Source organism: Paenibacillus lentus, assembly GCF_042714055.1.
Classification (GTDB): Bacteria; Bacillota; Bacilli; order Paenibacillales; family Paenibacillaceae; genus Fontibacillus; species Fontibacillus lentus_A.
Genome location: NZ_JBHGVC010000003.1, coordinates 116,853 through 140,160, shown reverse-complemented (window position 1 = coordinate 140,160; position 23,308 = coordinate 116,853). Strand labels below are relative to the sequence as shown.

Below are 23,308 nucleotides of genomic sequence, written 5' to 3'. Positions count from 1 at the left end.
GATCAATCATCCCCCTTAATCAGAACCCGCTGGAGCAGTGTCACGAGAATGACGATAATAAGCAGCACGACAGCCATGGCCGAAGCTAGACCCAGCTTACTGTATTTAAATGCGACGTCGACCGTTTGAATAACGAAGGTATTACTTCCGTTAGAGCCTCCGGTCATGATATATGGAATATCAAATGCGCTGATTGCGCCGCTAATAGCCAAAATTAAGTTAAGCTGCAAAATTCGCTTGATGCTGGGCAGAATAATATGTTTGAATTGATGCCAGCGGTTGGCGCCGTCAATGTCAGCCGCCTCGTAAATGTCTTTGCCGATAGAAGATATGGCTCCCAGGAAAATAATGAAGTTGAAGCCCATATATCTCCACAAAGACGCGCCTGCGAGCGAAATGTTAATAATGTTGGGATTCAATAGCCATCCCTGCGTTAAATGCCCAAGCCCCAGAACCTGAAGGAGTGTGTCCAGCGTACCGTCCGGCCGAAAGAAAACCAGGAAGATAAAGCCGATGGCTACCCCATTGAGCAGATATGGGAAAAATAAAACGCCTTTAAAGAAATTTTTAAAGCGTACATTAAAGCTAAGTATGGTGGCAAAGTAAAGGGCTAATCCCATCTGTACGAAGGTCGCTCCAAAATAGTAGAGACTGACCTTGAATACGGAGAAATATTTTGGATTCGTAAAAATCGTTTTATAGTTTTCAAATCCGACATAGTCGAAGCTCTTACTATAACCATTCCAGTTCGTAAAGCTGTATTTGAACATGTTGAATACAGGGAGATAAGCAAACGTGAATAATAAGACGACCGGAATCAGCGAGAAAGCGATAATTATGATTCGTCTTTGCGTCTTGTAGCTTAGGTTTGCAAACACCACTCACACCTCCAGGTCTTGCTTCTGTCTTGTTATGGTACATAGAAGGAAAACGCAGTTTAGTGCGCTTTCCTCCCTATGGTTTCAACCCGCAAGATATCCGGATCGCTTATTGCTGCGTTACTTTCGCCCGGGATTTCACCCATGCATCGTTCAGTTCTTTCATAATGTCATCATAAGATTCTTTACGATTGCCGATGGCAGCCTCCACGATTCGCTTCTTGAAGTCAGGCTGCCATAGACCGATTTCCGCATCCTTATCGATCTTGTCTACCCAGCCCTCTTGACCTGGCTGTGCTGGAGTTTGCAATTCAAACTTAATATCCGTGCCTTCAAATTGCTTAAGCGTATCCGGAAGATCAGCTCCGACTACCGGGCTCATACCGCCGCCCTCCGTAGTTGGATAACCTGATTTGTTAATGAACCAGTCTACCCACGCTCTAGCAGCTTCCTTGTTTTTGCTATGCTTGCTGATCCCCAGCGTATAGTCATCCGCGAGCGGCATAATGACTTCTGCGGCATTCGTCGGGAACGGCATGTAAGCGATGTCGTCCGGATTAGCGGCCTGCTCCTTCACTTGCCCGATCGCCCAAGAACCCAGCACCATAGCACCGATTTTACCGTTAGCAAGATCAGACTTGGACGCCTCCCAGTTCGTCGTCGTTGGGTCTTTCTCGATCAAGCCTTGTGCAACGGCATCGTACATCACTTTGTACAGCTCGTAATGCGGTTGTCCAGGTACGAAGTTATCGTCGGAGCTCGGCTGTGTTACATTGACATAATCCACATCGCCCGCCACTGTTGTAAGCACCGCTTCCCATTGTGTCAGCGGCCAGCCGTCAGCATAGTTCGTGTAAAGCGGAATAGCGTCGCCTCTCTCCTTGATCGCCGTCAGCGCGGCCAGGAACTCATCCGGAGTTCGAGGCGCCGTCGTCACGCCCGCGTCTGCAAACACTTTCTTGTTATACAGCACGCCAGAAAAGTTAACGGCAATCGGAACCCCGTAAGCCTTGCCATCAACGGCTCTTTCTTCCAGGCCGATATATTGCTTACTCATTTCCTCCAGATCGCCAAGCGGTTCAAAAAACTGCGGCGTATCCTCAAGAGGAATGCTCGTCGGCAGCAGAAGGACATCCCCGTAATCATCGGAGCTCATTCGCACCGTGATTTGTCCTTCGTAGTCCGACAGAGCCTGGAAGTTTACCTTAACGTCGGGATATTCTTTATTGAACTCCGCAGCATACTCTTTGAACACCGTATCCACAATATCTGTTCTTTGTGTGATTACAGTGATTTCGCCTTTAACCCCGCTTCCTTCTCCATCCTTTGTCGATCCGTCACTGCTTGTCCCGCCGTTCGCTGCTCCATTATTGCCTTTGCTTCCGCAGCCTGCCAGCAGCCCAAGCACGAGCGTTAAAGCCATTAACCCCAATACCACTTTACGTTTTTTCACTCTTGCAACCCCTCTCGAAATAATTAAGTTATCGGTAACTTACAATCAAAATATTATACTGAATGCGCTTACCCGTCAATCGTTTTAATTTCGTATTTTTTATTTTCAATACGTTTTCATTCCACTCCAGCTATATATGCAGGGGTTTCTTCGACTTTCAGCATATTTCAAGAAATTTCTTTACGAAAAACAATGAAACTTTCACTGCTTTCACATTTTTACGTTAAAATTAACCCAATTATTAAGTTAACGATTACTTAACAAATGACTTTATTCAAACTTTTCTTTATCTTTAAAAAATATAAATGTATACTATCTTTAGGTACTTGAAATAAAGTAATGACTTTGTATGAAGTGAAAGCAGGTGAATTCATGAAAAGCAACATTACGATGCGGGATATCGCTAACAAGCTTGGTGTCAGCAGCGTGACGGTATCCAAAGCACTTAACGATAAGGAAGGCGTAAGCGAGGAGCTTAAACAGAAGATTAAAGCCTTGGCTGGAGAGATGGGTTACCGCTATAATTCTGCGGCCAAGTCCATTAAGGATGGTTTGTCGAAAAATATTGGTGTGCTTATTCCCGAGCGGTTCACCGGGATGTCCCATTCGTTCTATTTGCGCGTATATCAGCAAATCTCGCTGCTCCTGGATCAATACGGCTATTTCGGAATTTTAAACATCCTAAGCAATGAGGATGAGGAAAGTCTCAATTTCCCGAGAGTCTACAGTGAGAAAAAGGTAGACGGCATCATCGTGCTCGGCCAAATCAGCAAAAAGTATATCGAGACTGTCCAGAACATGGAGCTTCCGAAAATATTCCTCGATTTCTATGATGAGCACGCAGATATCGATTCGATTGTTACCGACAACTTCTACGGGGCTTACGAGATGACGAATTATTTGATTCGCAACGGTCATCGCAGAATTGCCTATGTCGGAAACATCTACTCGACCAGCAGCATCCAGGATCGCTTCCTCGGATACTATAAATCCTTGCTGGAACACGGGATGCATCTAGATCAGGCATTAATCTTGAATGATCGGGACGAGAAGGGAAAATTCATCGATATTTCGCTTCCGACTCCCCTGCCTACCGCATTTGTGTGCAACTGCGACCAAATCGCCTATCTGCTTGTAGATAAGCTGAAGCTGCTCGGCTACAGCGTTCCCGAGGACTGCTCCGTCGTCGGCTTCGACAACGATATTTATGCAACGCTGACTACGCCGCAGCTTACAACGGTGGAGGTAGATATCGAGCAAATGGCAAAGTCGGCCGTAAAATTCATGATGGATAAAATCGAAAACCCGCACCGCCGGTTTGGCCGGGTTATGGTGCAAGGCAACATTATCTACCGGGAATCAGTTCGGGAAGCAAATACTGAACCTACGAAAATAACACAAGAAAAACCTTTATCGATGTAATTTCTATGTAGACAGACCGTTTTTAGTGGTAGTTTTTCTTGCGATTATAGAATCCTTCACTCCGCTGAAAACTTGTAAATTCAATAATCTAAAATGTAACTGCGCAATCCGCCTTTAGGGGCGGATTTTTTATTTTGCCACAATTAACAGTTGATTTCTTCAAAGAAAACATCTATATATTAGTTATATAATAAAATAACTATTATGATAACAAACCTAACAAAATATCTTTTGGCACCTGTTTATTTCAATGAATAAGCATGCTCCACCACTTACTAACAAAGAGAGGCTGATACGATGAAGATGCCGGAATACATCGCCGGAATGACGTGGGGATTTATGGGCAATCGCGGAACATGGGCCAATGATGACGCCAAGCATGCTATGGTGCAAATGGCCGAAAAGACCGGAATTAACTGGACGGCCATCGCCTTCTCGGCACTCCAGGCTACTGCTCATTCAACCGAGATCCCTTACTGGAAAGAGCCTACCGTGACCGATGACGAAGTAAAATGGGCCATTCAGGAAGCAAGAAACTTAGGATTGAAGGTTTGTCTAAAACCGATCGTGAACTGTGCGGACGGCACTTGGCGGGCGCACATTAATTTTTTCGATAAAGATGTTCCATGTGAGCCCAAATGGTCGGATTGGTTCCGCTCTTATAGCGCCTACATCCTTCATTTTGCCGAGATCGCCGAGGAGACGGGATGCGAGATGCTTTGCATCGGCTGCGAAATGGTTCAAACGGATCGCCGGGAAGGCGAATGGCGTCGGCTGATTGCCGAAGTACGCAAAATATATAACGGTCTTATTACGTATAACTGCGATAAATATCAAGAGGATAACGTTGGCTGGTGGGATGCCCTGGACATCATTTCCTCCAGCGGCTACTATCCAGCAGATGATTGGGAAGCACAGCTGGATCGCATCGAGAAGGTCGTGAAAACGTACGGCAAGCCGTTCTTCTTCATGGAAGCCGGCTGTCCCAGCCGCAGCGGTTCGGCTGCCATTCCTAATGACTGGACTCTTGCCGGTGCTGCCGATCAGGATGAACAGGTCAAATTTTACGAGGCGATGTTCACGGCTTGCGATCAACGGGAATGGGTTCAGGGCTTTATGCTGTGGGATTGGCCGGCGAGGCTCTATGCGCGTCAGGAAGCGGCAGCTGATGACGGTTATTGCGTCTATGGCAAAAAAGCCGAATCGGTGATTTTCGATTATTACATGTCCAAAAAAAGAAGTGAGGGATAGCATGTTGAGTGAGCAAGTGAATAAAACGGCCTGGCTGGAGCAAATCGAAGACGAGCTAAACGATAATATTATGCGCTTCTGGGGGGAGCGAACTCTGGATGAAACCTTCGGCGGATTTATCGGCGAAATGGATCATCTCGGAAAAATCAATAATAAAGCGGCCAAAAGCCTCGTACTGAACGCCCGAATACTATGGACCTTCTCCGCTGCCCACCGTGTTTATCCGAATGCCGGATATTTACGAATGGCCGATAGAGCTTATGCCTATCTTCAAAAGGTATTCATGGACAGCGAATTCGGAGGCTTATACTGGATGGTAGATTATACAGGGCAACCGATTCAAGACAAAAAGCAGGTATACGGCCAAGCCTTCGTGATTTACGCCCTGTCTGAGTACCATTTGGCGTCTGGACGCCCCGAGCCCGTGAAGCAGGCCGCTCAATTGTTTGAGCTGCTGGAGAAGCATAGCTATGATACCGTCCATCAAGGTTATATCGAGGCCCTCGCCCGCGACTGGCAGGTTACCGATGATTTAACCTTAAGCGATAAAGACTTGAACGAGAAGAAATCGATGAATACCCATCTGCACGTTCTCGAAGCCTACACCAATCTGTACCGGGTATGGAAATCGGAGGCTTTGAAGCAAAAGCTGACTGAGCTGATCGAGGTTACGCTGGAGCATATCATCAATGCAGAGAACGCTCATTTCCATCTATTTTTCGATGAGGAATGGCATGTGAAGAGCACTCATATTTCTTACGGCCATGATATTGAAGGCAGCTGGCTTCTCATGGAGGCGGCAGAAATGCTGGAAGATAACCCAGCTTTGCTGGAGCGTGTAAAACAAGTCGCGATCGCTATGGCGGAGGGCGTCCTTGCTGAAGGGGTAGACACGGATGGCGGGCTGTGGAACGAAGCGGATGAGCACGGACTAACGGATACGAATAAGGATTGGTGGCCGCAGGCCGAAGCGATGGTCGGATTCTACAATGCGTACCAATTGACCGGAGATTTGAAGTTCGTGGAGGCGTCTCGCAGCTCCTGGGAGTTCATTCGCCGCTTCATCTCCGATCCTGTACATGGGGAGTGGCACTTGGCAGTGCGTCAAGACGGAAGCCCCCTTACCCATGAACCTAAGGTCAGCGCCTGGAAGTGTCCTTATCATAACGGAAGAGCTTGTCTGGAAATGATCGCCCGTTTGAATAAATAATGATTAGATGGAGGCAGTAATATGAACGCTAGATTTGCAGAAAGAAAATCCGTATTAACGAAAAAGTATGAGGCCTTGATCGCCCGTCCCAACGAGAAGGTTCCGTTCGGAAACGGCATCTATGATCGGTACCGCTATCCTGTACTTACCGCCGAGCATACCCCATTAATTTGGAAATATGACTTTAACCCGGACACGAATCCTTTCTTCGCCGAAAGAATCGGCGTTAACGGCGTTTTTAATCCAGGCGCCATTGAGCTTAACGGCAAATTCTATCTCGTCGCCCGCGTAGAAGGAGTTGACCGTAAATCCTTCTTTGCTGTAGCCGAGAGCGAGAGCGGCGTGGACGGCTTCCGCTTTTGGGATCATCCGGTTGTCTTGCCGGAAACGGAGGTTCCTGATGTAAACGTCTATGATATGCGACTCGTGAAGCATGAGGACGGCTGGATTTACGGCCTGTTCTGTACGGAGCGCAAGGATCCGGACGCGCCTAAAGGCGATTTGTCCAGCGCGATCGCCCAATGCGGAATTGCCCGTACGAAAGATCTCGTAACCTGGGAGCGGCTGGCCGATCTGAAGACGAAATCGCCACAGCAGCGCAACGTAGTCCTGCATCCAGAATTCATCGACGGCAAGTATGCCTTCTATACCCGTCCACAGGATGGCTTCATTGATGCAGGTTCCGGCGGCGGCATCGGCTGGGGACTGTCCGAATCGATCGAGCAGGTGATCATTGACGAGGAAATCATCGTGGATGAGCGCCAATACCATACGATCAAGGAAGTTAAAAATGGCCAAGGCCCGGCTCCGATTCGCACAGATGCCGGCTGGCTCCACATCGCTCATGGCGTTCGGAACACGGCGGCTGGCTTAAGATATGTACTGTACGTGTTTGTTACCGATTTAAACGAGCCGCACCGCATTACTTATAGTCCAGGCGGCCACTTGATCGCGCCAGACGGCGAGGAACGGGTCGGGGACGTCTCTAACGTTGTATTCTGCAATGGAGTCATTGCCCGGGACAACGGGGAGGTCTATATCTATTATGCCTCGTCTGATACGCGAATCCATGTGGCCACGACCACCGTCGGGCAACTGGTCGATTATGCTCTCCACACGCCGGAGGATCCGCTTCGCTCCTATGCATGCGTAGAGCAAAGAATCGAGCTAATTAATCAGAACAAGCGCTTTGAAGCGGCAAATGGCCAAAAATAAAAACAAAGAAACCTCGCCAGCCAGGCGAGGTTTCTTTCATCATATAAGCCCCTGTAAATCCAATTGTCGAACCTAGGATAAGGCATGAGCCGATTCTCTCGGCTTGGAGGCCGAATTCCGATACAACAGTTCTACTGAAATGAGCAATTTCTCCACAGGTCTATTCGTATCGGTCAATCGATCCAGCAGCTTCGTGACTGCTCGTCTGCCCAGCTGCTCCTTCGGAACATTCACAGTCGTAATCGCAGGCTCAAAACGGGCAGCATCATCAATATTGTCAAATCCGGTAACCGTAATATCATCAGGTATGCGAAGCTCCAGCTCCTTTAGAATGTTGGCCGTGTGAAGCGCGATCGAGTCATTGGCGCAGACTAATGCCGTTGGCAGGATCAGTGACTTGGATTGCTTCCTGGCTAGCAGCCAGTCCTTCAAGCCTTGATGGAATCCTCCAGTCTCTACACTTTCCAGCATCAGCATAGGATCGTCATGGCTTTGCACCTGAAGACCATTCTCCTCTAAGGCGCTGCGGAAGCCGACCCATCTATCCCGGAAGCTTCTGGAAAAATTCAGATTGCCTAAAAAGTGCAGCTCTCGGTGCCCAAGCCCGATCAAATGATTGACCATCCGATAAGTTCCATCAACATTATTGGCAAATATCGAATCAGCGGGAATCAGGTTATCCTCATGGTCAACCAGCACCATCGGCAAGCCAATGCGATGCACCTCCAGCAGCAGATTAGTGGCGATTTGGCCAACCCCGATCATGCCGAGGATACCCTCAGGGTTAATGATATTCATCATAACATCGTTCCGTGGCTCCGAGACGATGATCATGCCGAGATTTTGCGCCTCCAGCTCGTCCGATATCCCTTCCAATACTTTTCCCCAGTAAAGAGATTCTTTGTTCTGCGAGCGAATATTGGGCATTAGAACAAGCACCGATTGCTTTCCCGGAGGGATAGCCGCCGCTCCCATGGGTGGTCTTACGTTTTTCACATAACCGTTCTTCTGATTGAAATAACCGAGTTGGGATGCCGCCTGGATCACCCGCTCCTTCGTCATTTCATTCACGCCTCCCTTGCCGGACAAAGCTTTGGAGACGACAAACTTAGAGACACCGAGATGATCGGCGATTTGCTGCATCGTTACCTTCTTCAATGATTATTACCTCCGGACTACCGCATAGTTAATTTGTTTTAAGAGCCCAATAACAAATATAACTTTATTATAACAAAATTATTCCTATCCATAAATCAAGGATTGTCCGGAGTCTGTCCATCATTTTTTCCGCTGTTATTCTCCCGATTTAAATAGCGAGGCGACCCAATATATGCTGTGCTGTGATACCTGCTGCAGCAGGTTAGCCGCTTTATCGGCAAATCGATCTACGGGCGCTTGCTCCGGCGGGGGCAGCAGCAAACTATCCGGTGTCTGCAAGCGCTCTGTGATTGTCTGCTGGTTCGCCGCTGCCGTCGTCGTCCAATCTGTGAATTCCTTCTGTGAATTCTGTGGAATCTGTGGACTCCCCCCGAATGTCTCCTGGCTCTGTTGGAACCCGGCGGTTCCTGATGAGGCTGGGTCGAATTGCCGGCCAGCGCCAGCGGAGGCGGAATCGTAGATCCGGTTTGTTCCCGACTCTGCCAGCTGCATTCCAAACGTAATCCCGGCTACAAGCAACAGTGAGTACAACAATGACTTTCTCATCGTTCTGGACAATGCGACTCCCCCTTACGAAAATACAATCATCCAGCTGCGACCTGCTTGGGCTCTTCCTTTTTTTTCGGCTGCTCCTTCGTTAAAGAACCCGCCTTCTCTGCCTGCTGGCCTTCCCAATAAATATCCGCAATAATTTCAGCTAACACGCCAGCAGTGCGCTCCAACTCTTCTTTGCTATTGTCGATCCCGCCAATTTCTATAAGAATGCTTTGCGGCGAAAGAGACTGGTTGTATTCCCCATTCCCTTGGGATGAAGTCTTGCCCCATATGCCTCTGGATATGCCGGGGTAAGATTTCTCCAATCGATCATGGATCGAGCTGGCAAAGGCTTCATTTTCCCGCCAATTCTCATTCCCGTGTCCGATAATGAAGTATACCTGGGCGTAGGACAATCCGTTGATGTTCGTCGTAGTTTTCTCATGCCGCTGGGAATCCCGGTGGATATCGATGAAATATTGCAGCTGTCCGTTTTGAGCCATCGCTTCTTTCACGGTCTGCCTGGAATATTTGTAGGAGTAGTTGTAGCTGTAATTTTGTACAGTGGCCGCATAATTTTCATAAGCATGCAGCGTTGCGACGCCTTTGCGTTCAAGCTCCCTGGCCAGAGCGTCACCGACCAAGCCTACATTCATCATATCTTTGGAAGAACTCGGATTGGTAGAATCTATGCCTAATACAGGATTAAAAGACTCCTGTGGGTGCGAATGATACACCATGACAATATTTTTATGGCCTGGCGGAATAGGCTCGTCCTTCGCATCGCCCGGTTCGGGAGCTGCAGGTTGAACGGGCTCGGCATCAGGCTCTGGATGATCATCCGGTTCCGGGTGATCTGGACTGCTTCCGTCCGCACCAGCCCCCGGATGATAATCCTCCGGAGCTTGCACCGTCTTATTTCCTGATCCCGTACGCAATAAAATCGGGCTGTCCGCGCCCAGGCCGGGTACTTCCCTGGCCACCAGGCTTTTAGGATCGGATGGATTAACGTCTGTAAGCAGCTGAAAAACGAAATTCGTCATTTGCTTTCCTGAAAATGAGGTCATCTCCTTGTCGGGCACCATATGGGGCAATTCCATACCCACCATACTAATAAAGAATCGGCTTGATAATGATGAGGCCAGTCCTTTCATAGAGGATACCGGAGAGGTGTTCAGCTGCTTTTCGGCAATCCCCCCTACGCCAAGCAGCACAAAGAATACTCCTGATAAAACCGACAAGAGCAGAAACGTCTGTCCCATAGCTAGCACGCGCATCAGGTTATGTCTCATTCGGCCGACATTCCAAGTTCTAAACCATCTCATTTTTTGTGAAGCCCTCCTTTAGCCGGAAATAAGTTCCCTTCGTCTCAAGATTTCATTCTGATCCGGCCAGGTCTTTCGTTGAAATCTCCTTTAGCCGCTGAACCACTTTCTATATCTGAAATCTATGAACCTATCCCGAAAAGTAGAACACCTACTCTCACAAAAAAATAAAGTCCGCTAGATTGCGAACTTCATAGGATCGAAATGGAGCGGCCCAGGCAGCCAATTGGGGAAAAGGAGTGGCGTTCCTGGGCTCGTTCACTCTGCTCAATATTTGTCCATATACAGGGCGGCTAGCGCAACTCCTTTGATTAAGCAGCCGAGCAGCTCTCTATTTTGATGAGAAATGCCAGCTAATGAGTATGTGCTCCGACGTTATCCTTATCAACCGCTTGATGCAGGGAAATATTCAATCCACTAGCGATGACATTGGCAATATCCTCAATGAACTCGTCAATTTCCTTCGGCGTCACAATAAGATCGTGACCTAACGGTTCAAGAACTTCCTTAACTAACCCTAATCTTTCGCCTTCGCTCAGCTCAGTGAGCAGACCCATAATTTGCTTCGTAGTGCTTGGCGCATTTCCATTTTCCCCGTTAAAATGCGACTTCATCAAGTCAAATACGTTATTGACGATGGTGGATGCATAGCATACGGTCGGAACACCGATCGCGATGCAAGGAATGCCTAGAATCTCCTTCGTCAATCCTTTGCGTTTATTGCCGATGCCCGATCCCGGATGAATGCCGATATCCGCGATTTGAATCGTCGTATTGACGCGTTCTAAGGAGCGCGAAGCCAAAGCATCGATCGCAATAATTACGTCCGGCTTCGTGCGGTCGACAATACCCTGCACAATTTCGCTGGATTCAATCCCCGTGATGCCCAGAACCCCCGGCGCAATCGCGCTGACCTTGCGGTAGCCTGGGGCGACCTGATCCGGAGCGAGTTCAAAGTAATGCCGTGTTACTATGACATTCTCGACGACAAGCGGCCCTAAGGCATCCGGTGTAACATTCCAATTGCCTAGGCCGACGATCAATATAGTAGCGCCGGACCCGATGCCGATTTTATCCAGGAAGGCGATGAACTCTTTGGAAAAAGCGGCTGACACCCTTTCCTGAAGATCGCTGTCATGGCTGCGCAGACCAGGCACCTCCAGGGTGACATAATGTCCGATCAGGCGGCCTATCTGACGTGAAGCCTGCTCATTCTCGACATCCAGCCGGGTAATTTTGATTCCGTCCAGCTCTTCAACTTCTTCCTGAATCCCGGATACCGGTCCGCCATGAACCGTCTCCGCAAGCTCTTTAGACTCCACTGCCAAATCCGTACGTACCGAATACTGCCGTAAATCCAGATTCATATGAGGAAGACCTCCCTTTCCGTTGTCATCTTATATTGTGCGAGAGGATGATAGACATTATGCAGGCGTCTTTTCTTTGCTATGAATTTATTGCATTTTACCTTACTGCGTGATAAAATATTTTAAGTTGTGAATCATCTGGGATGATATTTGCTTTACAGGAGGTGAATGCAATGCCAAACATTAAATCTGCTATCAAACGTGTAAAAACTAACGACAAACGCCGTGCTCTGAACGCTTCGCAAAAGTCCGCTTTGCGTACTGTTGTTAAAGCTGCCGACACTGCTCTGAGTAACAATGAAGTAGAAACAGCTAAAACAGCTTATGCTGCAGCTGCTAAGAAATTGGACAAAGCCGTTACTAAAGGTTTGATCCACAAAAACGCTGCTGCCCGTAAGAAATCCCGCTTGGCTAAAAAATTGAACGCCCTTACGTCCCAAGCGTAAGTGCCGTTATTTATAAACTTAAGCTCAAAGAGACCTGAACATTTCTGTTCAGGTCTTTTTGGTGCAGCCATAGAAATTCCCTGAAGGCGCTAGGCCCCCAGCTTCAAAAGGAACAGTTCGAGCCCAAGCACCTTATCAATTCCGCCGCTCTTCATTCTATAGTCCAGCTGCGCAAGCTCGGACAGCACCTGGCGCAGCCTGGCCGTTTCAAACCTCCGCGCCTGCTCGCCGGCGATCTTTACCGCATAAGGATGCAGTCCGAGCTGGGAGGCCATTTGCTGCTGCGAGTAGCTTTGCCGCCCCAGCTCCTTTACCTGCAGCATGATCCGAAATTGACGCGCAATCAATGCCGCAATTTTGATCGGCTCCTCACGCTGCTTCAGCAGCTCGTAAAAAATATCCAGCGCTTGCTCCAGCTTCAGATTCGCAATACTTTCCACCATGGCAAAGACATTTTGCTCTGTACTGCGCGCTACCAGCTGCTCGATGGCCCCCTCGTCGATCACGCCGCCTGCTCCGGCATAAAGACATAGCTTATCCACTTCAACAGCAAGCGCGGCCATTTGAACGCCGCTGGCAGCAATTAAAGCCTCCGCCACTTCACGGCTCATGCTGCAGCCCCGTTTCTCCGCCTGCTTGACGGCCCACTGCACAAGCTCTCCGCCGCCAAGCGGCATAAATGAAAGCACGGTACCAGCGGCCTTGATGGCCTTCACGATCTTCTTGCGTTCATCTAGCTTCTCCCCATGAACGACAAAGACAATGACGCTGTGCTCCGCCGGATTCGTCATATAAGCTGTCAATGACTCCAGCTTATGTTCGATTTTTCCGCCATCTTTTCCCGCTGTAAACAATGAAGCATCCCTTACCACGATCAGCTTACGCGGTACGAGAAACGGCAAGGTCTCAGCCTCCTCGATAACCACCTCGATCGGCGTTTCAGCCAAATCAAAGGCGGCCATGGCAAAATCACGCTGCTCCTTGTCTACGACTTGCTTCTCCAGCAAAGCGATAAATTCGTTGATTTGGTATTTTTCTGTCCCGTAACATAAATATAAAGGGGATATGCGCCCCTGTCTTATTTCCTTCATCGCCGTCTTGGTATCCACTCGGCTTCCCCTCTCATCTCACCCATATTACTTGGCGGTGTCGCTCTTTTGTCCGCCATTTAACAATCCGTATTACTATGATACTGTGAATTGCAGGTTTAGTCCAAACGCAATTGAACCGTCGCCATCTTCGCTTGACATACTGCCGCATACAAACAAAGGGACCTTTAGCCGCGTGGCCAGCAGGTCCCTTTGTCCCGGAGCATCTATATAAACGCGGGCTGAAAAGCTCTAGAAACTTTTCCGCCGGCGGTCATACGACGATCAGGGTCTTTCAATTCTCTTTATGTCTCTCTTATATATATAACCTATTCCATATCTCTTGAAATCGTGCTTCTCTTATTGATTTTGTGAAGAATTTTCCGCATCCGCTGAGGGTTTAATCTCTACGCTATGTTTAGTAACGCTGCCGTCCACATCTGCCTCATAGGTAAATTTAGTCCCGTCGCTGGACCATTCCCCCTTAATCCATGTACCAGTTACCTGCTCATCTGCAACAAGCAAGGAGCTTTCGTTGTCATCCTCATAGATGTACAGATGATTTCCCAGCAGGACAGCGCGGTGCGTTCCATCGGGAGAGCCCCATTCTTCCGGCATCTTCGAAATTCCGTATTTCTGAGCCGGGTCTTGCGAAGATATAGGCTCATCCGGAGCAAGAGGAGCCATTTCCATTTTATGATCTCCTAACTCCCCTTCATCCGCCGGATTACCTTGGGACGGCTCTCCTGGGGCGGAATTTCCCTCTAGCGTACCGTCATTCGGTGCCAAATGATTCTCCGTGCTGCGCGAAGCATCTGACGCTGGGCGTCCTCCTGCATCCCCGTTCGATTCCGTTGGCGTATTCGCGGGTGCTGGGGACGATTCATCCCCCTTCGCTCCGCTATGATCCGGGGATAACTTCTCCCCATGACTAGCATTTCCCGCCGAAGATGGCTCCCCGCTCTTGGTGAAACCGTTCATGTCGCCTTCATTTCCTCGATCCTCGCCTGAATTCTTGGCTGCTCCATCCGCCATCTGGGAAGCATTGCTCTCTGCCTCATCCATGCTTCGCGCCAAGAATTCGTTAGCTGCGGGTTGATTATTGCTCGAATCTGCACTTTGGTCAGCCGTTGACAATTCCGCATTAGGAATCGTTCGAGGTTCATATTGTGTGATAAAAATCCCCAAAATGACTGCCGCGGCTACCGTTCCTAAAATCCCCGTTCGAAAGCTGCGGGTACGGCTGCGCTGTGCGGTCTTCTTATCGCGTCTGCTCCCCACGCTTCGGGGATCGGTTCCCGCAGATGCGGCTACCGCTCCGATAATGCTATCATGCTCAATCGTGCTCCCCTCTTCCCGGCGAGCCCGATCAATTTCATCTAACTGTGGCATGATTTGATCAACTAGACTAAAGCGCGGTGTGACATCCGGGAGCTTGCTAAGCTTGGCAGAAAGCTCATTCAGTAGTTCAAATTCATAAGCGCAATCGCTGCAGTCGCGAATATGCTCAAACAGAAGAGAAGTCTCTTCCTCATTCAAATCATGGTCTACATATCGATGCATCCATTCCACCGCCTCCGCGCATTTCATCCTGACACACCACCTTTCTGATAATCTTGGAGTAAGTGCTGGAGCTGCTGCCTGGCCCTGAATAAATACGACTTCACCGTATTGAGCGGCAAATTCAAGCTCTCAGCTATTTCGTTATAGGAAAATTCCTGCAAATATCTCAAAACAACGACGGAGCGATGATGCTCCGGCAGCTGATCAATGGCTTCACGGATATCCTCTGCAATATATCCGGACATGACTTCGCGCTCGACGTTATCCTTGCCTTCGAACACGATCTCATGCTCCTCGATCGAGACCGTCGGTTTTTTTCTACGAAACTTGTCGATGCAAATATTCGTAACAATCCGCTGTACCCAGGTCTTAAATTGTGCCTTCTCTTCATAAGTATCAATCTTCGTATAAATTCGTATGAGTGCTTCCTGGGCTGCATCATGTGCATCCTGTTCATTATTCAAAATATAATAGGCAGTGCGGTACACCTGATTTTCTATTTCTCGCAATAGGGTGATTAGAGCGTCGCGATCGCCCGTTTGAGCGGCTCTGATGAGTTCCTGCTCCACCACAAAGGCTCCCCCTTCCTTGCAACCTTACAGACGATATCGACTGGCGATATGTTGCAATGTTGTTACTATTATTTTTAATAATTTTTAGTAGTAAAGTCTTACATCATCATACATAAGCCTAAATCTCACCTAAGAATACCAGAAAAAACGGAACCCGTCATCACGAGGAGGACAACTTGAAACGAACGCAAAGTCGGCCGTTGTTCACTTCCATTTGCACCTCTCCCTGTTGATCCGTTCGATAGATATGACTACCTGAGTCGTTTAACCGTTCTACTACGGTCGGATGAGGATGGCCATAGCTGTTAGAGGCTCCTGCCGAAATAACGGCTGCCGGGGGCTGCCAATATTCCAGCCATTCCGAAGAGGTCGAGGTTTTACTGCCGTGGTGGGCAATTTTCATAACATCGATATGACGTCGGATCTGGTGGTCAAGCTCTTCCAATACGCGATGCTCGGCTGCCTCGTCCATGTCTCCCGTAAACAAAAATGTCGCGCCTGCCATCTGCAATACAAATACGACGGATTCATGATTCTGCTCTTTGCTATAGGGAATATCAGCTTGCTCGGCATCATTTCGCTCCGGTGAAAGTACTTCCAGCTCCGTCGATGCATCTATCTTTAATCTCATCCCTTGCTTGGCCGCATAAATCGGTATTTTCTTGCGAAGCGCTGTGGACATCAGCCTTTCGATCGTACCCGAATCGCTTAGCGTTCCATTTATAAGCAGCGCATCTACTGGAAACTGTTCGAGCACGGCCAGCAGTCCCCCGCCATGATCCTGATCCCCGTGCGTAAGAATGACCGCATCCAGGCGGTTGATTCCGCGTTTTTTCAATAGAGGAACCACTGTCTTTGCTCCAACTTCAAAAGGCTCTCGCCGATTCCGCCAGGCATCCTCCTGTTTACGAAACGACACGGTGCCTCCCCCGTCCACAAGCAGGTTCCTTCCTTCCGGCGTAGTGATGAGAGCGCAATCTCCTTGTCCAACATCTATAAATTGCACATGCCCCCTGCCCTTCATATTTAAAGGTTGATATCCTAAATATAATTGGATGACCAGCAGGCCGGCAAGCGCTGCTTGCAAAAGCTGCTCACGCCTGAGCTTGGCGAATTTGAACCATTCCTTATAGTGACTGGCATTCCACTCTCGCTGCTTCGGCAGCGGGCTGAGCGGCTGCGTGTCGTCGGTTCCGGCCAGGTCAGCTTCACGCACGATACGGCTGCGGTGTCTCCAGTATAATAGCAAATAAAGAGCAGTATAGAATGCAGCGATCCATAACAGCGTGGGAGACTTCCAGTAAGTCATAAATCCGCTCCGTTCATTCAGCCATCCTGTCACGATGAATGTAGCCGAATTCAAGAGCCGTATGGGATAGGCAAGCCATTCGCCGAGGGGAAGCCACAAGGCGCTGATAAGAAGTGCTGCCGTCCCGCCCGGCAGAGCAATCATTCCGATCAGCGGGATAAGCAGCATATTCGCAGCCAAGGAAAGCAGGGAGAATTGATTGAAATAATAGATCGTCAGTGGAAAAGAAACGATTTGCGCTGCTATCGTAATCGCCGCGGCACCGGCCATTTTGGCAGGCAACCAATGCAAATACGGCAGCAGTAAAGGGACAAATAAAATCAACCCCGCCGTTACGATAAAAGAGAGCTGGAAGCTGACATTGAGCATAAAATAAGGCTCCCACAGCAGCATTAATAGGGCAGCCGCAGACAGGACGTTTAATCCGTCCTTCAGTAAACCGCGCCGCAATAAATATATTCCGATCATCGTCATTAATCCCGAGCGGATCACAGAAGGCGAAAATCCGGTAATCAGCACATAGATGGGAATGAATCCGAACACGATGCGATATGAGCTTTCCCGAGTTACCCGGCATAGACGCAGCAAGCCGAAAATTAAACTTACATTAATGGCAACATGACTGCCGGAAATGGCCAGAATATGCGTCAATCCTAGCTGAGAGAACTGCGCGTATTTATCAGGCTCCAGCTCGCTGGCAAGACCGATCAACAAGCCTTTCATATACCCTGCCTGCCAGTCCGGGAACAACCGCTCGATGCGATCTCCGAGCAGCCTTCGAACGGTATCGACCTTTCCGATCAGCAGAGCCGGGCTAATTTGGCTGTTAGCTTCAACCTCAACCGAAGACGCGCCTGTCACTTTCAAAATCCAATGGATACGCTGATTTCGCAAATAATCGCGATAATCGAATCCGCCAAAATTACGGGCGACATTCGGCCTCTCCAAGCTGCCGCCCATCTCAAGCTGCTGGCCTCTCTGCCATTGCTTCGCCACTTCAATTTCTTCGATAGAATCTAGCCGTACCTGCACCCTTAACAGCTCTCCGCTTACATCCGCGGTAAGATGACCTGATTCCTGGCCTGTAAATGATGCTTCATCCAATCGAAACGTAAAGTCGGCACGGTCGCCATCCACTTCCACGGCGGACGTAATCGTACCCTTTACGTGAACTAGCGACTCCCCGGAGCCGGTGCCGGAGCCGACAGCCACTGCCGAATCAAGGCTGCTTGCAGGTATCAAATCCAAGAGTGCGCTCTCATTTCTTCCATCATGATATGACCAATATGCAGCTCCTAGAGAGAACATCAGCCAAAACAGGAGCAGCTTTCTCCAGGGACAGCGAAAAATCCACCCCAGCAAGGGAAGAAACAAGGATATCCCTATCCAAAACAGCCAGAAAGCAAAGCCGTCGTACAAATGAGACATACTGCAGCCAGCGATCCAGCAGCAAACTGCAGTAACTAAAGGCCTGCGTCGCATACCTCGACTCCTCTCAGAAACATCATTGCTCAAATACCTTCATCCATTTGCCTACAAAAAAAGAACCCCGGCTGCCGCAGCAGACGAGGTTCTTCCTTCATCTCTTTCATTTCTTTGCTCTAATCTTCAACCCGGCCATCCGTTTCCTTCGGAGGCTGATACGATTCCAAACGCCGGAAGGTGATCCCCTTCTGGCTCATCATCGCCGAAACCTTGCCCGTATCCTTCGGATAAGGACGATGGAAAATAATTTCGGTGATCCCGCTGTTCGCGAGCATGTTAGCGCACGTCCAGCACGGCTCATCCGTCACATAAACGCTGGAGCCCTCCCGGTCGATCCGATCGGTAAATAGCAGCAGGTTCTGCTCCGCATGAATAGTGCGGACACAACGCTGTTTCTTGACCATCTTTTCCTGTCCGTCCACCGTCACTACCTCATATTCCTCAGCAATCATACAGCCCGCCTCCGAACAATCAGGTACTCCCGACGGGGCGCCATTATATGCGGTTCCGAGCAGCTTCTTCCCCTGGACAAGGACAGCCCCTACATGCCGCCGGTTACAACGTGATCTCGTGGATACCATATAAGCGATATCCATGAAATACGTATCCCAATCTTTGCGTGTATCTGGACTCATTCCTTAATTCTCCTCTTACAGTTTGATATAAGGCTTCATTTTCTGGAACATTTTATCCCCGATACCCTTCACCTTCTTCAAGTCGCTCAAGGAATTAAAAGAACCGTGTTGATTCCGGTAATCGATGATCGCCTGCGCCTTCTTCTCGCCGATGCCCGGAATGGTTTGAAGCTGCGTACGGTTTGCCGTGTTCAGGCTCACCAAACCATCCTGCTCCGATTGCTCGGAAGCTGGCCGAGACGGTATGGCGGCTTCATTTCCGCCCGCTGTCGCAGCGGAGGCGGCGCCCGCTTGGTCGGCCAGGCCGTTTTTCCGGCCTTCTCCATCAGCGGCATTTTGGCTTGCCGCCGACTCAGTCGCAGCAGCCTCGTTGTCCACAGCTGAGTTATCCCGAGTTGCTGCCGTTCCCGGCCCTGCTGCAGATGCAGCGGCTGGAGCAGCTTCCGCCATTCCATTGCCGCCCATCGCAGCAGCGACCTCGCGATTGACCTGAGCCCAGCCCTCAATGCCCGCAGGACGGCTTCCGCCGACAGCCAGAAGCATCAATCCAGCCCCTATGACAGCTGACACGACCGCTGTCATCACGTATTCCCTTTTCAATTTCATCGCTCCAATCTCAAAAGAATCTGTCCAAAAAGTCATGAAGATCCTATCAAGATGCATACATATTTAAACGACGAATATTTTTGTGCGTAAGCACGAAAGGGGGAAACAGGATGAAAGTCGCTTTCATCGGAACGGGATCGATGGGAAGCCTGCTTATAGAAGCTTTCCTGCGTTCCGGTGCACTGTACCCGCATAACTTGCATCTTAGCAGCCGCACTATGCACAAAGCAGAGCTGCTGGCTGCGCGGCATCCCGGCATTCACATCTCAGCCAGCAATGCCGATGCTGCCCAGGGGAGCAATATGGTATTTATTTGCGTAAAGCCACATCACTTCCCGGAGGTTATCGCGGAAATTCGCAGTGTACTCCTTGAGTCGCAACTCGTCATATCCATTACTAGCCCTGTGCTTATCTCCATGCTGGAGGAACAAATCCCTTCCAAGATCGCCAAAATCATCCCCAGCATTACCCATTCCGTACATAGCGGCGTCTCGCTCTGCATTTACGGGGAGCGAGTCCAGCCGGAAGATCGGCTACTGCTGGAGCAGCTCATGTCCTCGATCAGCAGACCGATTCCCATGAAGGAGTCAGAGACAAGAATCGCCTCTGACATTTCGAGCTGCGGACCTGCCTTCGTATCCTTCATCATCCAGCAATGGGCCAGAGCGGCTGCGCAGATGACCGGGATCAGCATGCCGGAAGCTCTGAAGCTTAGCGCTGAAATGCTGCTTGGTACGGGCAGGCTCTTAACGGAAGGCGGCCTGACCCCGGAACAGCTGCAGCGCCGCGTAGCCGTTCCCGGCGGAGTGACCGCCGAAGGACTGGCTATCCTGGAGGAACGGCTGCAGGGCGTGTTTCCAAGCCTGATCGAAGCGACGCAGCGCAAGCACGAAGCAGATTCAGCCAAGCTGGCGGCCCTGTTCGATTCAGCCGCCGAGGCAAACAGCGCTGCAAATCATGACTCCGAGTCTTGATACGAAAATACTTTAGCCTACAACTATATTCACGAGCTTCCCTGGAACGGCAATCACTTTGCGAACCGCCTTGCCCTGGATTGCCTGCTGTACGCTTGGCAGAGCCATGCTGTGCTCCTGCATCGCCGCTTGATCAAGATCTTTGGCGACCTTGGTGCGCTCAACAATTTTACCGTTCACCTGTACGACGATTTCCACCTCGGAGTCAACGGTCCAAGCTTCGTCATAAACCGGCCATGGCTCATAAGTAATGCTTTCGTTATGGCCGAGACGCTCCCACAGCTCTTCCGCTAAATGCGGCGCCAGCGGGGACAGCAATTGCACGAAATTCGCAGCTGCTGCTTTAGGGATAACATCGGTTTTATATGCTTCGTTTACGAAAATCATCAGCTGGCTGATCGCGGTATTAAAGCGCAGTGCCTCGAAGTCTTCCGTCACTTTTTTGATCGTCTTATGCCAGGTCCGTTTGAAATCGTCCGAGCCGGCGCCATCGTTGATTTTGGCGTTCAAGCCTCCGTCCTCAGCGACGAACAGGCGCCAGATGCGGGACAAGAATCGATGCGTGCCTTCAACTCCGTTCGCGTTCCACGGCTTGGTCGCTTCCAGCGGCCCCATGAACATCTCATAGACGCGCAGCGTATCCGCCCCATACTCGTTCACGATAACATCCGGGTTAATGACATTCCCGCGGGATTTACTCATCTTCTCGTTATTCGTCCCCAGAATCATGCCCTGGTTGACAAGCTTCTGGAAAGGCTCTTTCGTAGATACAACGCCCAGATCGTACAGAACCTTATGCCAGAAGCGGGCATACAGCAAATGAAGCACCGCGTGCTCGGCTCCGCCGATGTACAGATCCACCGGCATCCACTGCTGCTCCTTCTCTTTCGAGCACAGCTCCTTATCATTGTGAGGATCGATGAACCGCAGATAGTACCAGCAGCTTCCCGCCCATTGCGGCATCGTATTCGTCTCGCGGCGAGCCGGAAGGCCCGTCTCCGGATCCGTCGTATTTACCCATTCCGTTACATTAGCCAGCGGCGACTCTCCCGTACCGGAAGGCTCGATATGATCGACCTCCGGCAAAAGCACCGGCAGCTGATCCTCCGGTACCGGCTTCATCGTGCCGTCTTCCAGATGGAGAATCGGAATCGGCTCTCCCCAATAACGCTGACGACTGAACAGCCAATCGCGCAGGCGGTAGCTTACTTTCCCGTGGCCCTTGCCGTTCTCCTCCAGCCAGGCAATCATTTTCTTAATGGCTTCTTCGTTGCGAAGGCCGTTCAGGAAGTCGGAATTGACATGCGCGCCGTCTCCTGAATACGCTCCTTCTGCAATATTTCCACCTTCTACGACCTCGATAATCGGCAGATCAAACTGCTTCGCGAATTCATAATCCCGCTCGTCGTGGCCCGGAACGGCCATAATCGCGCCTGTTCCGTAACCTGCAAGCACATAATCCGCAATCCAAATCGGCAGCTTCTCTCCATTGGCCGGATTGATCGCATAAGCTCCGGTAAAGACGCCGGTTTTCTCTTTGGCTAAATCCGTACGCTCCAGGTCGCTCTTGCGGGCAGCCTGCTCCTGATAGTTAACGATCGCTGCACGCTGGCCTTCCGTCGTAATTTTCTTCACCAATTCATGCTCTGGCGCGAGGACGGCATAGCTGGCTCCAAACAGCGTGTCTGGACGTGTCGTGAACACCGTCAGCGTTTCATCGCTTCCTTCGATCTGGAATACGACCTCCGCTCCCTCGGATTTGCCGATCCAATTGCGCTGCATATCCTTGATGCTCTCTGACCAATCCAGATCCTCCAAGTCTTCCAGCAGCCGCTCGGCATATTCGGTAATCTTCAACACCCACTGCCGCATCGGCTTGCGGATAACAGGGTGTCCCCCGCGTTCACTCTTGCCATCGATAACCTCTTCATTCGCAAGGACAGTCCCTAGAGCAGGACACCAGTTAACAGGCACCTCGGCAACATAGGCGAGTCCCTTCTTATAGAGCTGGATGAAAATCCACTGCGTCCATTTATAATATTCCGGATCCGTCGTGCTGATTTCCCGATCCCAGTCGTAGGAGAAACCAAGCGACTTAATCTGACGCCGGAAGTTGTTGATGTTCTTGACCGTAATGTCGCGAGGATGCTCGCCCGTATCCAGCGCATGCTGCTCCGCCGGCAAGCCGAATGCATCCCAGCCCATCGGATGAAGCACATTGTATCCGCGCATCCGCTTATACCGCGAGACGATATCCGTCGCTGTATAGCCTTCCGGATGGCCAACGTGAAGGCCGGCACCGGATGGATACGGGAACATATCCAGTGCATAAAATTTCGGTTTGCCCTGCTCCTCCTGTGTTTTAAAGGTTTGATGCTCATCCCAGTATGCCTGCCATTTCGGCTCGATCGTCTGGGCGCGGTATACATCGTGAGATTGGTTGTTATTACTCATGATCCTAAACTCCCTTCAATTAAAAAGAAAAACCTCTCGATCCATAGCGTATCATCGCTAGGGACGAGAGGAGTATTCCCGTGGTACCACCCTAGTTAGCGGCCGGCATGCTTTGCCTTCCGCTCCCTTTACACCCTTAACGCGGGCAAGACGATGATGTTCGCAAGACAAAGCAGCAGCTAAGTCCCATTGCATCATAACTCCAAGGCGAGTTCAATCCGAAATCCAACCGACTTGCACCTACCGTCGGCTCTCTAAATGGCTTATTCGGAAATACTAATTCCTTATCATTGTCTTAACATATTCAACATTAAATACACTACCGTCAATTATATATAACCTCAGCCAATAAAGTCAACGGCT

At 49.9% G+C, this 23,308-nt stretch carries 19 protein-coding genes and 1 other annotated feature; of the genes, 6 read left to right on the top strand and 13 right to left on the bottom strand.

Annotation, left to right across the window (positions count from 1 at the left end):
* Window positions 1-2 precede the first annotated feature (2 nt).
* Together ACE3MQ_RS07370 and ACE3MQ_RS07365 are read right to left on the bottom strand one after the other, a co-directional pair.
* Complete coding sequence (locus ACE3MQ_RS07370) at window positions 3-878, bottom strand: carbohydrate ABC transporter permease (RefSeq protein WP_379391972.1); 876 nt, start codon at window positions 876-878, stop codon at window positions 3-5.
* 109 nt (window positions 879-987) lie between these two features.
* A complete protein-coding gene (locus tag ACE3MQ_RS07365) occupies window positions 988-2,331 on the bottom strand; it encodes an ABC transporter substrate-binding protein (protein ID WP_379391971.1) in 1,344 nt (447 codons plus the stop codon).
* A gap of 372 nt (window positions 2,332-2,703) precedes the next feature.
* Here ACE3MQ_RS07365 and ACE3MQ_RS07360 point away from each other — a divergent pair, with 372 nt between their 5' ends.
* From ACE3MQ_RS07360 to ACE3MQ_RS07345, 4 genes are all read left to right on the top strand, one after another.
* Entirely contained in the window at window positions 2,704-3,753 is a 1,050-nt protein-coding gene (locus ACE3MQ_RS07360) for a substrate-binding domain-containing protein (RefSeq protein WP_379391970.1), read from the top strand.
* Window positions 3,754-4,050: 297 nt separating this feature from the next.
* Window positions 4,051-5,004, top strand: a complete 954-nt coding sequence (locus tag ACE3MQ_RS07355; protein ID WP_379391969.1) for a glycoside hydrolase family 113 — start codon at window positions 4,051-4,053, stop codon at window positions 5,002-5,004.
* Window position 5,005: 1 nt separating this feature from the next.
* A complete protein-coding gene (locus ACE3MQ_RS07350) occupies window positions 5,006-6,214 on the top strand; it encodes an AGE family epimerase/isomerase (RefSeq protein ID WP_379391968.1) in 1,209 nt (402 codons plus the stop codon).
* A 21-nt stretch (window positions 6,215-6,235) separates the two neighbouring features.
* A complete protein-coding gene (locus tag ACE3MQ_RS07345) occupies window positions 6,236-7,429 on the top strand; it encodes a glycoside hydrolase family 130 protein (RefSeq protein ID WP_379391967.1) in 1,194 nt (397 codons plus the stop codon).
* 72 nt (window positions 7,430-7,501) lie between these two features.
* On the opposite strand, the gene ACE3MQ_RS07340 is transcribed toward ACE3MQ_RS07345, so the two are convergent.
* The 4 genes from ACE3MQ_RS07340 to gpr form a co-directional block, all read right to left on the bottom strand.
* Window positions 7,502-8,587: a LacI family DNA-binding transcriptional regulator gene (locus ACE3MQ_RS07340; RefSeq protein WP_379391966.1), complete on the bottom strand. Its 1,086-nt coding sequence runs from the start codon at window positions 8,585-8,587 to the stop codon at window positions 7,502-7,504.
* A 135-nt stretch (window positions 8,588-8,722) separates the two neighbouring features.
* Window positions 8,723-9,145, bottom strand: a complete 423-nt coding sequence (locus tag ACE3MQ_RS07335) for a hypothetical protein (protein WP_379391965.1) — start codon at window positions 9,143-9,145, stop codon at window positions 8,723-8,725.
* Between the two features lie 26 nt (window positions 9,146-9,171).
* Window positions 9,172-10,446 (bottom strand): stage II sporulation protein P, encoded by a 1,275-nt coding sequence (locus ACE3MQ_RS07330; protein ID WP_379391964.1) that lies wholly within the window; start codon window positions 10,444-10,446, stop codon window positions 9,172-9,174.
* A 353-nt stretch (window positions 10,447-10,799) separates the two neighbouring features.
* Complete coding sequence (gene gpr / locus ACE3MQ_RS07325) at window positions 10,800-11,813, bottom strand: GPR endopeptidase (protein ID WP_379391963.1); 1,014 nt, start codon at window positions 11,811-11,813, stop codon at window positions 10,800-10,802.
* 173 nt (window positions 11,814-11,986) lie between these two features.
* Here gpr and rpsT point away from each other — a divergent pair, with 173 nt between their 5' ends.
* Window positions 11,987-12,259 (top strand): 30S ribosomal protein S20, encoded by a 273-nt coding sequence (gene rpsT, locus ACE3MQ_RS07320; RefSeq protein ID WP_379391962.1) that lies wholly within the window; start codon window positions 11,987-11,989, stop codon window positions 12,257-12,259.
* Between the two features lie 89 nt (window positions 12,260-12,348).
* Here the strand turns inward: rpsT and holA are convergent, their stop codons facing one another.
* The 6 genes from holA to ACE3MQ_RS07290 form a co-directional block, all read right to left on the bottom strand.
* The gene (gene holA / locus ACE3MQ_RS07315) at window positions 12,349-13,368 is read right to left on the bottom strand and encodes a DNA polymerase III subunit delta (RefSeq protein ID WP_379391961.1); all 1,020 of its coding nucleotides are present in this window, start codon (window positions 13,366-13,368) and stop codon (window positions 12,349-12,351) included.
* 339 nt (window positions 13,369-13,707) lie between these two features.
* Window positions 13,708-14,937: a zf-HC2 domain-containing protein gene (locus ACE3MQ_RS07310; RefSeq protein WP_379391960.1), complete on the bottom strand. Its 1,230-nt coding sequence runs from the start codon at window positions 14,935-14,937 to the stop codon at window positions 13,708-13,710.
* Window positions 14,934-15,482, bottom strand: coding sequence for an RNA polymerase sigma factor (locus ACE3MQ_RS07305; protein WP_379391959.1), 549 nt, complete (start codon window positions 15,480-15,482; stop codon window positions 14,934-14,936). The genes ACE3MQ_RS07310 and ACE3MQ_RS07305 overlap by 4 nt, the downstream gene beginning before the upstream one ends.
* A 160-nt stretch (window positions 15,483-15,642) precedes the next feature.
* On the bottom strand, window positions 15,643-18,273 hold the full coding sequence (locus tag ACE3MQ_RS07300; protein WP_379391958.1) for a ComEC/Rec2 family competence protein: 2,631 nt from the start codon (window positions 18,271-18,273) through the stop codon (window positions 15,643-15,645).
* Between the two features lie 119 nt (window positions 18,274-18,392).
* A complete protein-coding gene (locus ACE3MQ_RS07295) occupies window positions 18,393-18,911 on the bottom strand; it encodes a deoxycytidylate deaminase (RefSeq protein WP_379391957.1) in 519 nt (172 codons plus the stop codon).
* Window positions 18,912-18,926: 15 nt separating this feature from the next.
* Window positions 18,927-19,517: a ComEA family DNA-binding protein gene (locus ACE3MQ_RS07290; protein WP_379391956.1), complete on the bottom strand. Its 591-nt coding sequence runs from the start codon at window positions 19,515-19,517 to the stop codon at window positions 18,927-18,929.
* Window positions 19,518-19,627: 110 nt separating this feature from the next.
* On the opposite strand from ACE3MQ_RS07290, the gene comER reads away from it, so the two are divergent.
* Window positions 19,628-20,491 carry a late competence protein ComER gene (gene comER / locus ACE3MQ_RS07285; protein ID WP_379391955.1) on the top strand — a complete coding sequence of 288 codons (864 nt, stop codon included), beginning with the start codon at window positions 19,628-19,630 and terminating at the stop codon, window positions 20,489-20,491.
* 12 nt (window positions 20,492-20,503) lie between these two features.
* Here the strand turns inward: comER and leuS are convergent, their stop codons facing one another.
* Complete coding sequence (gene leuS / locus ACE3MQ_RS07280) at window positions 20,504-22,945, bottom strand: leucine--tRNA ligase (protein WP_379391954.1); 2,442 nt, start codon at window positions 22,943-22,945, stop codon at window positions 20,504-20,506.
* A 56-nt stretch (window positions 22,946-23,001) separates the two neighbouring features.
* Window positions 23,002-23,245: a binding site (T-box leader), on the bottom strand.
* Window positions 23,246-23,308 lie beyond the last annotated feature (63 nt).

What these genes read in the sequence shown, in the direction of transcription:
- ACE3MQ_RS07350 (WP_379391968.1), top strand. Translation starts at nt 5,006, where the DNA reads ATGTTGAGTGAGCAAGTGAATAAAACGGCCTGGCTGGAGCAAATCGAA.
- ACE3MQ_RS07300 (WP_379391958.1), bottom strand. Translation starts at nt 18,273, where the DNA reads ATGCGACGCAGGCCTTTAGTTACTGCAGTTTGCTGCTGGATCGCTGGC.
- ACE3MQ_RS07330 (WP_379391964.1), bottom strand. Translation starts at nt 10,446, where the DNA reads ATGAGATGGTTTAGAACTTGGAATGTCGGCCGAATGAGACATAACCTG.
- ACE3MQ_RS07360 (WP_379391970.1), top strand. Translation starts at nt 2,704, where the DNA reads ATGAAAAGCAACATTACGATGCGGGATATCGCTAACAAGCTTGGTGTC.
- ACE3MQ_RS07295 (WP_379391957.1), bottom strand. Translation starts at nt 18,911, where the DNA reads ATGAGTCCAGATACACGCAAAGATTGGGATACGTATTTCATGGATATC.
- ACE3MQ_RS07310 (WP_379391960.1), bottom strand. Translation starts at nt 14,937, where the DNA reads ATGAAATGCGCGGAGGCGGTGGAATGGATGCATCGATATGTAGACCAT.
- ACE3MQ_RS07355 (WP_379391969.1), top strand. Translation starts at nt 4,051, where the DNA reads ATGAAGATGCCGGAATACATCGCCGGAATGACGTGGGGATTTATGGGC.
- ACE3MQ_RS07345 (WP_379391967.1), top strand. Translation starts at nt 6,236, where the DNA reads ATGAACGCTAGATTTGCAGAAAGAAAATCCGTATTAACGAAAAAGTAT.
- rpsT (WP_379391962.1), top strand. Translation starts at nt 11,987, where the DNA reads ATGCCAAACATTAAATCTGCTATCAAACGTGTAAAAACTAACGACAAA.
- comER (WP_379391955.1), top strand. Translation starts at nt 19,628, where the DNA reads ATGAAAGTCGCTTTCATCGGAACGGGATCGATGGGAAGCCTGCTTATA.
- leuS (WP_379391954.1), bottom strand. Translation starts at nt 22,945, where the DNA reads ATGAGTAATAACAACCAATCTCACGATGTATACCGCGCCCAGACGATC.
- gpr (WP_379391963.1), bottom strand. Translation starts at nt 11,813, where the DNA reads ATGAATCTGGATTTACGGCAGTATTCGGTACGTACGGATTTGGCAGTG.
- ACE3MQ_RS07290 (WP_379391956.1), bottom strand. Translation starts at nt 19,517, where the DNA reads ATGAAATTGAAAAGGGAATACGTGATGACAGCGGTCGTGTCAGCTGTC.